12 protein-coding genes are annotated in these 12,513 nt (G+C 68.3%); 4 read left to right on the forward strand and 8 right to left on the reverse strand.

The genetic code is table 11. The features are described 5' to 3' along the window. Positions 1-18: 18 nt before the first annotated feature. Positions 19-708 (reverse strand): hypothetical protein, encoded by a 690-nt coding sequence (locus SGR02S_RS08790; RefSeq protein WP_067108152.1) that lies wholly within the window; start codon positions 706-708, stop codon positions 19-21. A 233-nt stretch (positions 709-941) separates the two neighbouring features. Between SGR02S_RS08790 and SGR02S_RS08795 the strand changes: the two genes are divergently transcribed. Then, positions 942-1,916: a DUF4424 family protein gene (locus tag SGR02S_RS08795; protein WP_067108153.1), complete on the forward strand. Its 975-nt coding sequence runs from the start codon at positions 942-944 to the stop codon at positions 1,914-1,916. On the opposite strand, the gene SGR02S_RS08800 is transcribed toward SGR02S_RS08795, so the two are convergent. Then, positions 1,910-4,054, reverse strand: a complete 2,145-nt coding sequence (locus SGR02S_RS08800; RefSeq protein ID WP_255211426.1) for a TonB-dependent receptor plug domain-containing protein — start codon at positions 4,052-4,054, stop codon at positions 1,910-1,912. The genes SGR02S_RS08795 and SGR02S_RS08800 overlap by 7 nt on opposite strands. A gap of 74 nt (positions 4,055-4,128) precedes the next feature. On the opposite strand from SGR02S_RS08800, the gene SGR02S_RS08805 reads away from it, so the two are divergent. Further along, positions 4,129-4,698 carry a hypothetical protein gene (locus SGR02S_RS08805; protein WP_255211428.1) on the forward strand — a complete coding sequence of 190 codons (570 nt, stop codon included), beginning with the start codon at positions 4,129-4,131 and terminating at the stop codon, positions 4,696-4,698. Continuing rightward, the gene (locus SGR02S_RS08810) at positions 4,695-5,669 is read left to right on the forward strand and encodes a cytochrome-c peroxidase (RefSeq protein ID WP_067108155.1); all 975 of its coding nucleotides are present in this window, start codon (positions 4,695-4,697) and stop codon (positions 5,667-5,669) included. Before SGR02S_RS08805 ends, SGR02S_RS08810 begins: the two co-directional genes overlap by 4 nt. Here the strand turns inward: SGR02S_RS08810 and SGR02S_RS08815 are convergent. Continuing rightward, a complete protein-coding gene (locus SGR02S_RS08815; protein ID WP_067108156.1) occupies positions 5,664-6,056 on the reverse strand; it encodes a winged helix-turn-helix domain-containing protein in 393 nt (130 codons plus the stop codon). The two genes, SGR02S_RS08810 and SGR02S_RS08815, sit on opposite strands and share 6 nt — an antisense overlap. A 90-nt stretch (positions 6,057-6,146) precedes the next feature. Next, positions 6,147-6,560 (reverse strand): hypothetical protein, encoded by a 414-nt coding sequence (locus SGR02S_RS08820; protein WP_067108157.1) that lies wholly within the window; start codon positions 6,558-6,560, stop codon positions 6,147-6,149. Between the two features lie 181 nt (positions 6,561-6,741). On the opposite strand from SGR02S_RS08820, the gene SGR02S_RS08825 reads away from it, so the two are divergent. After that, a complete protein-coding gene (locus SGR02S_RS08825; RefSeq protein WP_067108158.1) occupies positions 6,742-8,967 on the forward strand; it encodes an adenosylcobalamin-dependent ribonucleoside-diphosphate reductase in 2,226 nt (741 codons plus the stop codon). 30 nt (positions 8,968-8,997) lie between these two features. On the opposite strand, the gene SGR02S_RS08830 is transcribed toward SGR02S_RS08825, so the two are convergent. The 4 genes from SGR02S_RS08830 to ubiT all read right to left on the reverse strand — a co-directional run bounded on the left by SGR02S_RS08830 (position 8,998) and on the right by ubiT (position 12,343). Beyond that, positions 8,998-9,720, reverse strand: coding sequence for a cyclic nucleotide-binding domain-containing protein (locus SGR02S_RS08830; protein WP_067108159.1), 723 nt, complete (start codon positions 9,718-9,720; stop codon positions 8,998-9,000). A gap of 162 nt (positions 9,721-9,882) precedes the next feature. Continuing rightward, positions 9,883-10,809, reverse strand: coding sequence for a ubiquinone anaerobic biosynthesis protein UbiV (gene ubiV / locus SGR02S_RS08835; RefSeq protein WP_218000123.1), 927 nt, complete (start codon positions 10,807-10,809; stop codon positions 9,883-9,885). A 5-nt stretch (positions 10,810-10,814) separates the two neighbouring features. Next, positions 10,815-11,816, reverse strand: coding sequence for a ubiquinone anaerobic biosynthesis protein UbiU (gene ubiU / locus SGR02S_RS08840; RefSeq protein WP_067108164.1), 1,002 nt, complete (start codon positions 11,814-11,816; stop codon positions 10,815-10,817). Continuing rightward, on the reverse strand, positions 11,813-12,343 hold the full coding sequence (gene ubiT, locus SGR02S_RS08845) for a ubiquinone anaerobic biosynthesis accessory factor UbiT (RefSeq protein ID WP_082797051.1): 531 nt from the start codon (positions 12,341-12,343) through the stop codon (positions 11,813-11,815). Before ubiT ends, ubiU begins: the two co-directional genes overlap by 4 nt. Positions 12,344-12,513: the final 170 nt, after the last annotated feature.

Raw genomic sequence — 12,513 nt, forward strand, 5'->3', positions numbered from 1 at the left:
GCGCCCCGTTCGCGCGTCTCAATCCTTCAGATAGCGGTCGCCGCATGCGGCCATCGCGTCAACCGGCGGCCCCCACCGCACCGCCTTGGCCAGCGCGCGCATCGCGATCTCGCCGATATGATCGTCATCCTCCGCCGGATAGACTTCGCTGTTCGACAATTGCTCGAGCTGGCCGTTGAGCTTGACCCAGGTCGCGGTGCGGGGATCGGGCGCGATGTCGCTTTGCGCGAAGATCTGAAGCACCACGGTCGACAGCACATAGCATTGGATGCGCGTGTCGCGGGTATCGGGCGGCAGGCCCTTGAACGCGTTCGCCTGCGTTTCCGGGAACGCCGTGGCGCAGGGGCCGGTGTAGCTCGCGGCATTCTTGTCGGCGACGAACCTGTCCTGCAAACCCTTGTCGTGCGTGCCGATGCTCTCGATCCTGGCGACGACCTTGGCCGGGTCGTCGAGGTCGCCGTCCGTCCCGGCGAGCAGCGCGAAATGCAGCGCCTGACTCGCGGTGTCGAGCGGGACGGACCCCTTGCCGATCTTTTCCTGCGCCAGCGCCATGGTGGCGCCATAGCAGAGAGAGGCGCTTTCCGTCCGGTCGGCGGGCAGCTGGACGGCGGGCGCGCCGCCGCAGCCGGAGAGGGCCAGGCCCGCGCAGGCCGCGATTCCCAGCGCCGCGCTGTACCACGTCGTCGTTCGGTGCGGCTTGCCATGCATCTCGATTCCCCCGCTAAACTCTGGCCTCGCGTTGGCCGACCATGGGCGCGGGATCGTCCGCTGTCATGGACCATGCGGAACCGGCATGGGATTTTACGGCACTCGCGGCCTCCGCCTAGCGCGGGGAAAAGGCTGTGCCGGTGTGTCCGCATCGGGTTCCGCCCCGTCCGCGACGGCGGATCGCGAAGGCGCTACGATGAGCCCGTGGCGCCGATCGATGCGGAGGAAAGCGAATGCCCCATGCCCGATGGATAGCGGTCGGCGGTGCGATCGCGCTGGCGGCGGTCGCTGCGCCGGCCGGGGCGGAGGATGGCGGACGCGGTGCCGGCTATGCCGCCGAAGGGCCCGCCTTCGACCTGCCGGCCGACATGCGTGTCGAACGGCAGGAGATGCATGTCGCGCTCGATTCGATCCGGCTCGTCTACGTCTTTCATGCATCGACGCGCCGGACCGTCCATTTCCGCTTCGTCCTGCCCGCCATGCCGGTCGATGCCAGCCCCGACGCCATCGGGCTCGACGGGCAGGGCGAGGTCGCCGGGCTTGCCGCCGACCGGCGTCCGCTCAACTATCTGGACCTGTCGGTGCGCGTGAACGGCGCGCCGCTGGCGCTCTCCGGCCGCGGGCGTGCGCTGCATCGGGGCAGGGACGTGACGCGGCAATTGCTCGATGCCGCCGTGCCGCTGCTCTACCATTTGGACGAAGAGGCGCCGTGGCGCCGCCTTCCGGCCCGCACCCAGGCGATGCTCGACGCCGACGGCCTGCTCGTGCTCGACACCGCGGACTGGAGCTATCAGGCGGATTTCGAATGGGATCAGCGCTTCGAGCCGGGGGATACGCGGGTCGAGATCCGCTATGTCCCGGTCGCCGATTACTGGAGCGACATCAATTCCGCCGAATTTCCCGAGATAGCCCCCGGCGGCCCGGCGACGCGGACCTATTGCATCGACGACGCGCTGCGCCGGGCCTATTTCCGCCATCCGGCCTACGACCTCTTTACGATCGCCCACGGCTGGGCCGCACCGGCCGGACGGCACGGCCGGGCCGCCCACTATCGCCTGGTCGTCGATAAGGGCGCCGCCGCCAACATGGTCGCCTTCTGTCCCGCGGCGGCCCGAAAGACCGCCGCGACGACATTCGAATGGTCGGCCGCCGACGTCAAGCCAGACCGCTCCTTCGGCGCCCTCTTCTTCATCGCCCCCGATCAATAGCGGGCGCGCAGCGTCAGATAGAGCGAACGCCCCGGCTCGGGAAAGCCGTCGGTCAGGCTGTATTCCTCGTCGAACAGGTTGCGCGCGCCGACGCCGATCTCGATCTTCTCGGTGACGGCATAGTCGATGCGCAGCGCCGTGTTCACATAGGAACCCGTGCGGTAATAGCGCGCCGGCTGCGATGCGGGCGTTGCGGTGAACAGCGTCCAACGGCTCGATGCGATCTCGACGCTCGGCTGGACGTGCAGGCCCGCCAGCGGCGCCCAGTCGGCATAGATCAGGCCCTTGTGCGTCGGCACCCCGGTGGGCCGGAACCCCGGATTGGCGGCATAGGACAGGTCGCGCTTGATGACCGTGTAATTGGCCCCGAGGTCGAGGCCGGGCGCGAGCGTCGCCGACAGCGACGCTTCGGCGCCATAATATTCGCCGCTGCCGACGTTCCGGCTCTGGCTGAGGTTGGTGAGCACGCAGCCGGGAGTCGGCGTCGCGGGCGGGGTGGTCGATGCGGTGCAGGGATAGCCCGGTGTCAGGACGCTGAAGATCGCTTCGTCGACCCAGCTGTAGAAGAGCGCGCCGTCGACCCGTACGCCGCCGGCCGTCCAGCTTCCGCCGATTTCGGCGTTGGTCGCGCGTTCGGCCTTCAGTTCGGGGTTGGGGATGGCGGTGTTGAACCGCTGGCTGAAGCGTTCGAAGATCGTCGGGAAGCGCGCGCGCGACGACAGGCTGGCGTGCAGCGTCAACGCGTCGCCCGCATCCCAGTCGAACCGGCCCTGCAGGTTCCAGGCGTCGGCGTCGCGGCGCGGATATTGATAGATGACCGCCGGGGTGCCCGAGGTTCCGAGCGGCGAACCGAACTCCTCGGCACGCTTGAGGTCGCGCCAGTCGAAGCTGCCGCCGACCGTGAAGCGGAGCGCCGTCGTCAGGGCAAGCTCGTTTTCGAGCGCGATGGAGAAGGTGTTTTCGGTCTGCGTCTGCCGCGGCTCGGTCGACGGCACGCCAGCCGTCGAGAAGCTCGTCTGCGCCTCGACATGCTTGTCGTGACGGTAATGGAAGGCGAGCCGCAGCGTGTCGGCGTCGCTCATCCGGAAATCGAGCTGCGCCGACCCGCCCCAGGCCTTGTCGAAATAGGGACTGTCGAACGCGAAGGGGCGGCTCTGCGTGGATTGGGTCCGGTCGTTGAACGAGCGCAGCATCGAATCGAAGCGGTTGTAATAGGCGCGCGTCTTGAGCGTCGCGCGGTCGCCGAGCGCGGTGGTCGACAGGAAATAGATGGATTCGATTTCCCACTTCGGCCAGGTCCAGAAACGCGGCGTGTTGACGAGGTCGCTGACGTGCAGCGGCGCGTTCTTCGATCCGTCCTGCCGCGTGTAGCTGATCGCATATTCGTCGCTTTCGTTCGGCGTGAAGCCGAGCTTCACATTGGCGCGCCAGTCGCGGGTCCGCGAAAAATCGCGCTCGCCGCCGTCTTCGAGCGTCGGGACGATCGGCGTGAAGCTGTCCGGCAGATCCCAATGGTCGGTGAAGCTGCGCGCATAGCTGGCCTGCGCATACCAGCGCTCGTGCCGCGTCCCGATCAGCGCCGACGCCGAATAGCCGGCATAATCGGCGTCGTTGTCGAAGGTGACCATGCCGCGCACGTCGATGTCGAGCGCTTTGGTCGGGCGCCGCGTGACGAGGTTGATCGCGCCGCCCATCGCGCCCGGCCCGTCGAGCACCGACGCATAGCCCTTCGCCACCTGCACCTCCGAGATGTCGGTGGTCAGGAAGCGGCCATAGTCGAGCCGGTTGTCGGCGGGCAGATACACGCGGATGCCGTCGATCGAGAGCGGCACCTGGAACCGGTCGAAACCGCGGACGAAGACGAGGCGTTCGTTGCGCGTGCCGCCGCTGTTGCCCGCGACGACGCCGGGCATCAGGTTGATCGCATCGTCGAGCGCGGTGCGATTGAACTTGTAGATCGCCTCGCGCGACAGGCTTTCGCCGTCGATGCCGATCCCTTCGCTTCGCGGCGCGGTGACGACGATCTGCCCGAGGGCGAAGCGATCGTCGCCGGTATCCGGCGCATTCTGGTCCTGGGCCTGCGCCTGCGAGGTCGCGAGGCAGCCTGCCGACAGCAGGAGGGAGAGTATGGTCCGCATGATTTACCCCTTTTTTTCTCACCGAATCACTATATACGGCCATATATAGTGATATCGCACGGAGGAAAGATGTGATGCGCCCTTCTCTGCTTTTATTTTCCCTTGTTCTCCCACTGGCTCTCCCACTGGCTCTCCCACTGGCTCTCCCGCTGGCCGCCGGCAGCGCGCTGGCGCAGGCCTCGGCCGGCGCCGATCCGGCCTGTGCCGGAAAGCCGCCGGCGGCGCTGCCCGCCTCGCTTGCCGATTGGCGGACGCCCGACGCGATGGAGGCGGCGGGGAATGCGAAGACCGCTGCAAAGGCTGCGCTGAAGCCGGGGGCTGCGGTCCGCGCGACGCTGCTGCCGACGCCGAAGGTCGCCTATCCGGTCCGCCCCGAAAAGCCGGGGGGAACGGTCAGCTATGGCGGGCTGTTCCGCTTCACGGTCGCTCGCGAAGGCGTCTGGCGCGTCGCGCTCGGGTCGGCGGCCTGGGTCGATGTGGTTCGGGACGGCAAGGCGATGCGGTCGGTCGCGCACGGCCACGGCCCGGCCTGTTCGGGGGTTCGCAAGATGGTCGACTATCGCCTGACCCCCGGCACCTATACGCTTCAGGTCGCGGCGAACGGTTCGGACAGCCTGACCCTGCTGGTCACGCCGCAACCGTGAGACGGCTGTGGGCCGCGGCGGCGCTGCTGCTCGTCGCGGCCGTCGCGCCTGGCTGGCAATGGCCGCAGGAGACCGGGTTCGATCCGCCACCGGTGCCCGCGGACAATGCGATGAGCGCCGCCAAGGTCGAACTCGGCCGACGGCTCTTTTATGACGCGGACTTGTCGAGCGACGGGACGCTGGCCTGTTCGAGCTGTCACGAGCAGCGGCACGGCTTCGCGGACAGCGTCGCGACGCGGCCCGGCGTCGGCGACCATGCGGGCAAGCGCAATGCGCCGGGCCTCGCCAATGTCGCCTGGCTGCCGCGGCTGACCTATGCCGACCCCGGTGCGACCAGCCTCGAAATCCAGGCGCTGACGCCTCTGCTCGGCGAAAATCCCGTCGAGATGGGGATGAAGGGACGGGAAGCGGAGCTTGCCCGGCGGCTGAAGGCGGATGCCTGCTATCGCCGGTCGTTCGCCAGAGCCTTCCCCGATTCCCGAATCACCGTGCCCAACGTCGTCGCCGCGCTGGCTGCGTTCCAGCGGACGATGATTTCGTCCGATGCGCCTTACGATCGCTTCCGCCGCGGCGACGCCGCCGCGCTGATCGGGCCGCAGCGCGAAGGCGAACGCCTGTTTCGGACCAGCGGGTGCAGTTCGTGCCACGCGGGTCCGCACCTGACCGACGCCGCCTATCATCGGCTTGGCGATCCGGCCCCGTCCGACGCGGGGCTGGTCGAGCAAACGGGACTGGAGGAGGATCGCGGGCGCTTTCGCACGCCGTCGCTGCGCAACGTCGCGATCACCGGCCCGTGGTGGCACGACGGCACGGCGACCAGCCTGGAGGACGCCATCCGCCGTCATCCGGTCTCCCTGGCCGATCGGGACATCGCGGCGCTCGTCGCTTTCCTGCATGGCCTGACCGACGAACGGTTCCGCACCGATCCGCGGCTTGCGCGGCCCGATACGGCTTGCGGCAAGCGATTATGAACTTTCGGTCTGATGTGCCGCGGGAAGCGGTTCGGACCGTATCATCCCGGCCAGGCGATCGCACGACGGCCCTGTGATGCTGGCGCGTGCCGAAGCCTGTATGGCCCGATAGGCGGCAAGCACCTGCTGTCCGGTGTCGGTCAGCCGGGCACCCCGGTTATGGCTCCCTCCCGCCACCGTCTGGACCAGCCGCTCGTTCCAGCAGCGATTCATGACGTCGACCAGCAGCCAGGTGCGCCGATAGCTCATGCCAAGCGCGCGGCCGGCCGCCGAAATCGAACCATGATCCTGAATCGCTTCGAGCAGGTCGGCCTTGCCGGGACCCATCGCGATTTCGTCGCCGCACAGGAACTGGATCTTGATCTTGAAGGGAGGTTTTCCGGACATACCGCATGATAGGCCCGAAATGGCGCCCATCGCAATCGGCGTTGCCATGCGCCGGGTTTCGATCCCGGCGTCGCCGTGCGCAAGTCGGGATCAGCAGGGAAGGGCGGCTCCGCCGATACCCCGGCGCGCCCGCGCCAGCAGCACGCGGGTCGAACGCACCGCACTGTCGAGCATCGCGGCCACGGCCCCCGTATCGGCGAACCGCGCGCCGCGATCGCCTGCCCCGTCGAGCAGGCCGAGCAGCATTCGCTCGTCCGCGGACAAGGCCGCCGACTGGCCCGCGACGAGACGCCTGCCGAGCGCCAGTTCGTACAGCATCAGCAGGCTGTCGAATGCCGGGGCAAGCATCGCGCCGCGCGCCGGCGCCAACAGCTTGTGCAGGCGCTGCTGCACCGGCGCGCCGGCATCGCGCGCCGCGCGCCAGCATCGCAGCGCCGCCGGGACGAGCGACGCTTGGGGATCGGACAGGTCGGCGATCGGGGAAACCGGACGAAGCGCAGCCATGGCCTTGCCTTCCTTTGCTGGGGTGTCCGTTCCCGATATAATATTTGCGAACGATTCGCAATAAGAAACGGTACGCCGGCGGCGCGCTCGCCGCTTTTTATGTCGGAAGTGCGCTGGATCAATTTCGGCCGGAGCGAAACATCCTACTCTTCGCTTCCAACAGCCAAGGGGCGAATGCGGCATGTTCGACACATCACTGGCAGAGCAGATCTGGACCAAGAAATATCGCTTCCAGCCGACCGAGGGTGGCGGCGACGACAGTGTGCAGGCGACATGGACGCGCGTCGCCCGCGCCATCGCCGCGAACGAGGTGCCGGCCGAACAGGCGCGCCGCGAGCGGGAGTTTCTGGAGGCGCTGACCGATTTTCGCTTCATTCCCGCCGGCCGTATCCTGGCCGGGGCGGGGACGGCGCGCAACGTGACGCTGTTCAACTGTTTCGTGATGGGGGCGATTCCCGACGACCTCGACGGTATCTTCGCGCATCTGCGCGAGGCGGCGGTGACGATGCAGCAGGGCGGGGGGGTCGGCATGGACTTCTCGTCCATCCGCCCCGCCGGCGCGGCGGTTCGCGGCGTCGGCGCGCAGGCTTCGGGTCCGCTCAGCTTCATGGACAGCTGGAATGCGATGTGCGGCACCATCATGGCCGCGGGCCAGCGGCGCGGCGCGATGATGGGGTGCCTGCGCATCGACCATCCCGACATAGAGGCGTTCATCGACGCCAAGCGCGACCCGGCGCGCTTCCGCAATTTCAACCTGTCGGTGCTGGTCAGCGACGCCTTCATGAAGGCGCTCGCCTGCGACGGCGAATGGCCGCTCGCCTTCGGCGGGGCGGTGCATCGCACGGTCGGCGCGCGCGACCTGTGGCGGCGGCTGATGCAGGCGACTTACGACGTCGCCGAACCGGGGGTCATCTTCATCGACCGAGTGAACCAGCAGAACAATCTCGCCTATTGCGAGGATATCCTGGCGAGCAACCCGTGCGGCGAACAGATGCTGCCCGCCTATGGCGCCTGCCTGCTCGGCTCGATCAACCTCGCCCGGCTGGTCCCGCAGCCCTTTTCGGCGCATGCCGCGCTCGACGAGGAGGAATTGTCGGCGCTGACCGCGACCGCGGTCCGCTTCCTCGACAATGTGATCGACATCTCGCGCTATCCGCTGCCGCAGCAGGAGGCCGAAGCCAAGGCGAAGCGTCGCATCGGGCTCGGCGTCACCGGGCTCGCCGATGCGCTGCTGTTCTGCAACACCGTTTATGGCTCGGCCGACGCGATCGCGCTGACGCAGCGTTGGCTGGGCACCATCAAGCAGGCCGCCTATCGCGCGAGCGCGCATCTGGCGGCGGAAAAGGGGCGGTTCCCGCTATACGATCCGGCGATCCTCGACCGGCCGAACCTGCGCTCGCTCGACGAGGCGACCCGCACGCTGGTCGCGGAAAACGGCCTGCGCAACGGCTGTCTCACCTCGATCGCGCCGACCGGCACCACGTCGCTGCTCGCGGGCAACGTCTCTTCGGGCATCGAGCCGGTCTTCGCCTACAGCTACAGCCGCAAGGTCCGCCAGGCCGACGGCTCGACGCGCGAGGAGGCGGTGGAGGACCACGGCTATCGCGTGTGGAAGCAGGTGAAGGGCGACGAGGCGCCGCCCGACGCGCTGTTCGTCAGCGCGCAGTCGCTCGACCCGTCGGACCATCTGGCGATGCAGGCGGCGGCGCAGCCCTTCATCGACAGCTCGATCTCCAAGACCGTCAACTGCCCCGAGGACATCGATTTCGAGGCCTTCGTCGACATCTATTCGGAGGGCTATCTGCTCGGCTGCAAGGGGCTGACGACCTATCGCCCGAACGACACGACCGGATCGGTGCTGAGCGTCGCCCCGGCGGCGCCCGCCGCGCCCGCGGCCGAGGCCGAATTGCAGCCGCGCCCCGAATCGCTCCATGGTACGACCTACAAGATCAAATGGCCCGACAGCGCCCATGCCGTCTATGTCACGATCAACGACATCGACAGCGGCGGGACGCGGCGTCCGTTCGAGATCTTCATCAATTCCAAGAATATGGAGCATTATGCATGGACGCTGGGGCTCACTCGGATGATATCCGCGGTGCTGCGCCGCGGCGGCGACATCGCCTTCGTCGCAGAGGAACTGAAGGCGGTGTTCGATCCGCGGGGCGGAGCGTGGATGGGGGGCCGTTACGTTCCGTCCCTCCTCGCGGCGATCGGCGACCTGTTCGAGCGGCATCTGGAGGCGCTGAGCGGCCGTGAGGGGCCGCGCCCCGACCCGGTCGACGGCGCCCCGGCCAAAGCGCGGGTCGCGGTTCCCGCGATCTGCCCGCAATGCAGCGCGGCGGCGGTACAGCGCACCGAAGGCTGCGACAAATGCCTCGAGTGCGGCTATTCGCGATGCGGCTGACCGGCCGGGCCTGACGCCCCGCGCGCGGCGTCAGGCGGCGAGGCCGCAGGCCAGCGCGCCGATCCCGCGCGGGTCGAGGATTTCGATCAGCGTCAGCGAATGCGAGCGGATGACCCGCGCCTTGCGCAGGTTGGTGAGTTCGCGGCTCACCGTTTCCTTGGTCAGCCCCAGATAGTCGGCGATGTCGCCCCGGCTCATCGGCAGCGGAACCAGGTTCGCCCCGTCGCGGCCGCGGAATCCGGCGCGGCGCTGAATATCCGACAGAAAGCCCGCCAGCCGTTCCGCCGCGGTCTGGCGGCCGAGCGTCACCATCCTTTCCTGCGCGATGGCCAGTTCGGCGGCCGCGCGCCGATAGCGCGCCTCGGCCAGCGCCGGATAATGATCGACGAACCATTCGAACCGCCGCTTCAGGACGCGGCACAGGGTCGTGTCGCCGATCGCCTCGGCCGCGAAGCCGTGGCTTTGCTGCGTCTCGAAGCCGACGAAATCGCCGGGGAACAGAAAGGCGACGATCTGCCTGCGGCCGTCCGACAGGATCGCGTAAAGCTTGACGACGCCGCTGGTCAGGCTGAACACGCAGTCGGCGGGGTCGCCCTGGTGGAACAGCGTCTGCCCGGCGGTCAGGTGCAGCCGGCCCCCCTGGTTGCGGAAATCGGCCAGCGTCTCGACATCCAGCGCGCGGCACAGGGCCTCGGCGCTGACGTCGCAACTGCGGCAGGGGTGGTCCTTCGACAGCATCGCGCGCTTCGTCATGATCGGCTTTCCCGCGGCATGTTTCTCCCTGCCGCTCGCCCAAAGGGCCGGCTTTCGCAATCGCAAATCGCTGTCCGATTGATATGAATCAAGTGCATGATGCGCGGCCGCCCGGACGCCCCACGCCGGTCGTTTTCGCTCTTTCCCGCCGCCGCCTTTCCGTCAGGTCGAGGCGGCGTGCAGCCGGGCCGGCCAATAGCGATGCCCGGCGATTCCGTGCCAGAATCCGTTGGAAAAGGGCGCCCCGATATCGAGGGCCTCGATCCGCTCGGCCGCCTGCGCGGCGTCGATGCGTCCGGCGGCGCGGTCGGCGAAGATCGTTGCCACCGCCACCATGTCGACGCTGTGCGGCATCAGGCGATAATGGTCGATGCCCATCGCCCGCATCTCGTCCAGCTCGGCGATCAGGTTGACATAGCTGTGCGACAGGGTCTGGATGCCGTTGATCGCCAGCATGTCCTGACCGTCGAGGGTACGCAGCGGCATGCCGTCGGGGTCTTCGCCGCAGACGAACTGGCAATCGTCCTTGGTGCGCCGGTGCGCGCGCGCGTGGTAGCAGCGGGCCGAAACCGCCAGCGACGCGCGTCCGAACACCTGCACCTCGGTCGCTGCGCCGAGGTCGGCGGCGGTCCGCGCCAGCCCCTCGGCCGCGCCGCGCGGCAATTCCGCGGGCAGGGTGAAATGCGCCGCCCCGGGGCGCGCGAGATACGCCATCGAGCGTTCGTTGTAGACGTTCATCATCGGCCCGATGCGGTGCGGCCGGCCACTCGCCGCGGACAGGCCGGCGGCGTTGTTGACCTCGACCGGATAATCGGTCTGCGCGCACAATTCGGTGATCGCCCGGCGTTCGCGCGGCAGCACCACCTCCGCCAGCGTCGACAGCACGACCTGCTTGCCCGCGCGTTCGAGCCGCTCGATCACCTCGGGATAGTGGCGGTCGAAAAAGGGGCTGCGCTTCGAACAGACGACCTCGCCCAGATAGACGGTGTCGATCGGGGCCTCGTCCGCGATCCGGGCATAGAAATCGCGCTTCCGGTCCGCGTCCCAGTGGAACAGGATCGGGCCGAGGGTCAGTTTCGCCGTGGACATCGCCGTCACCGCCATTTCTTGGTCGCAAAGGCACCGTGGGTCTGCTTCTGCCCCTCGGTCAGCGCGATCAGGTCGGCGGATGGCGGCGTCTGCCCGGCCATCACCGCGTCGATCGCGGCGCGAAAGGCGCCGACCACCGCGCCGACGTAGGCGCGCGACCGCTGCCGCCCCTCGATCTTGAAGGCATCGACGCCCGCGCCGATCAGGCTGGGCAGCATGTCCATCAGGTTCAGGCTGACGGGCTCCTCGAAGGCGTAATAGGGATCGTCGCGCACCGGCGCGCGATACCGCCCCTTGCAGATCGTCGGATAGCCCGCCTGCTGCCCGGCCTCGAAGCGGTCGATGACGTGACAGCCCAGCTGCGCGGTGAGGGCGCCGTTCTCCGCCCGCTGATAGTGGACTTCCGAAGCCGGGGAACATACCCCGTCCATGTTGGTCGAGCGGCCGACGGCATAGTTGGTGAGGCTGCACCGGCCCTCGACCATCAGGCCGTGATTGCCGAACACGAACGTCTCTATCTCGCACGGAATCTCGGACTTGAGCTGGCGGATCTCGGGCACCGTCAGGATGCGGGGCAGCACGACGCGCCGGACGCCGAACCGCTCGCAATAATAGCTGATCGCCTCGGGGCTGGAGGCGGCCGCCTGCACCGACAGGTGCAATCGGCAGCCGGGATGATGGTCGGCCAGATAGGCCGCCACCCCGATGTCGGCGACGATGAAGGCGTCGATGCCCATCGCCGCCCCGTCGTCGGCCGCCTGCTGCCACAGGTCGAACCGGCCCGCCGGGGGAAAGGTGTTGAGCGCGAGCAGCACTTTCGCGCCCCTGGCATGGGCATAGCCGACCGCCGCCTGCATCTCGTCGGGCGTGAAGTTGAGGCCGGAGAAGTTGCGCGCGTTGGTCGCATTCTGGAAGCCGCAATAGACGGCGTCCGCCCCGGCATCGACCGCTGCGCGCAGCGTCGCGGGGGTTCCCGCCGGACAGATGAGCTCGGGGGCGCCGGTCATCGGCCGCCCCCGCGGCCCGGCCGGGCGTGTCGTCGGCGCAGCAATGCCCAGGCGATCCGGCTCGCCGGTCCCAGCGCATCGGCCACCCGGTCCGCGATCGATCCCTCGACATCGTCGATCGCGTTGCGCAGGCACACCACCGCCTCCAGATCGCCGCCGATGTCGAGGTCGCGCGAAAAGAAGAGCGCGTCGCCGTCGCGCTGGGCGTCGATCAGGCCCAGCAGGTCGCGGAGGCGGCCCGATATGCGCGTGTCGTGCGCCGGCTCGGCGCGGCGCGGCCAGGCGACCAGCTCCGGCCGGTCGGGGTCCGGCCGCAGCAGCAGCACGAAGGGCAGGTCGCGGGCGTCGATCAGGAATCGGCTGTGCCGATGCGGGCCGAGCCGCTCGAACAGTTCGGGAAGCGTGCGCGTGACGTCGCGGACGATCCGGTTCAGGATCGGCTGGATCATCACCCGTATCGGCGATGGCGGAGGCGACCGAAGCGGCTCGAACCGCCGACGCAGCGGAAGGGTGGGCGCGATCAACATGCGGCACGCCTATCACGCCGCGCGACGCCCGGAGTGACATGGATCAAGCGGCTCGCATATGGCGGGCGGCGAAGCGGGTTTGCGCGGGCCACCGCTATTCCTCGTCATGCTGAACTTGTTTGGCAATTATCCCTTTTCGACAGGCAACCGTTCCCCGGCGAAAGCCGGGG

This window comes from Sphingopyxis granuli NBRC 100800, from assembly GCF_001591045.1.
In the GTDB taxonomy this organism is placed as follows: Bacteria; Pseudomonadota; Alphaproteobacteria; order Sphingomonadales; family Sphingomonadaceae; genus Sphingopyxis; species Sphingopyxis granuli.

Excerpts from the sequence above, each read along its gene's own strand:
- ubiT (WP_082797051.1), bottom strand. The coding sequence starts at position 12,343 with ATGTTGATCGCGCCCACCCTTCCGCTGCGTCGGCGGTTCGAGCCGCTT.
- SGR02S_RS08825 (WP_067108158.1), top strand. The coding sequence starts at position 6,742 with ATGTTCGACACATCACTGGCAGAGCAGATCTGGACCAAGAAATATCGC.
- SGR02S_RS08820 (WP_067108157.1), bottom strand. The coding sequence starts at position 6,560 with ATGGCTGCGCTTCGTCCGGTTTCCCCGATCGCCGACCTGTCCGATCCC.
- SGR02S_RS08790 (WP_067108152.1), bottom strand. The coding sequence starts at position 708 with ATGCATGGCAAGCCGCACCGAACGACGACGTGGTACAGCGCGGCGCTG.
- SGR02S_RS08795 (WP_067108153.1), top strand. The coding sequence starts at position 942 with ATGCCCCATGCCCGATGGATAGCGGTCGGCGGTGCGATCGCGCTGGCG.
- ubiV (WP_218000123.1), bottom strand. The coding sequence starts at position 10,809 with ATGTCCACGGCGAAACTGACCCTCGGCCCGATCCTGTTCCACTGGGAC.
- ubiU (WP_067108164.1), bottom strand. The coding sequence starts at position 11,816 with ATGACCGGCGCCCCCGAGCTCATCTGTCCGGCGGGAACCCCCGCGACG.
- SGR02S_RS08800 (WP_255211426.1), bottom strand. The coding sequence starts at position 4,054 with ATGCGGACCATACTCTCCCTCCTGCTGTCGGCAGGCTGCCTCGCGACC.
- SGR02S_RS08805 (WP_255211428.1), top strand. The coding sequence starts at position 4,129 with ATGCGCCCTTCTCTGCTTTTATTTTCCCTTGTTCTCCCACTGGCTCTC.
- SGR02S_RS08830 (WP_067108159.1), bottom strand. The coding sequence starts at position 9,720 with ATGACGAAGCGCGCGATGCTGTCGAAGGACCACCCCTGCCGCAGTTGC.
- SGR02S_RS08815 (WP_067108156.1), bottom strand. The coding sequence starts at position 6,056 with ATGTCCGGAAAACCTCCCTTCAAGATCAAGATCCAGTTCCTGTGCGGC.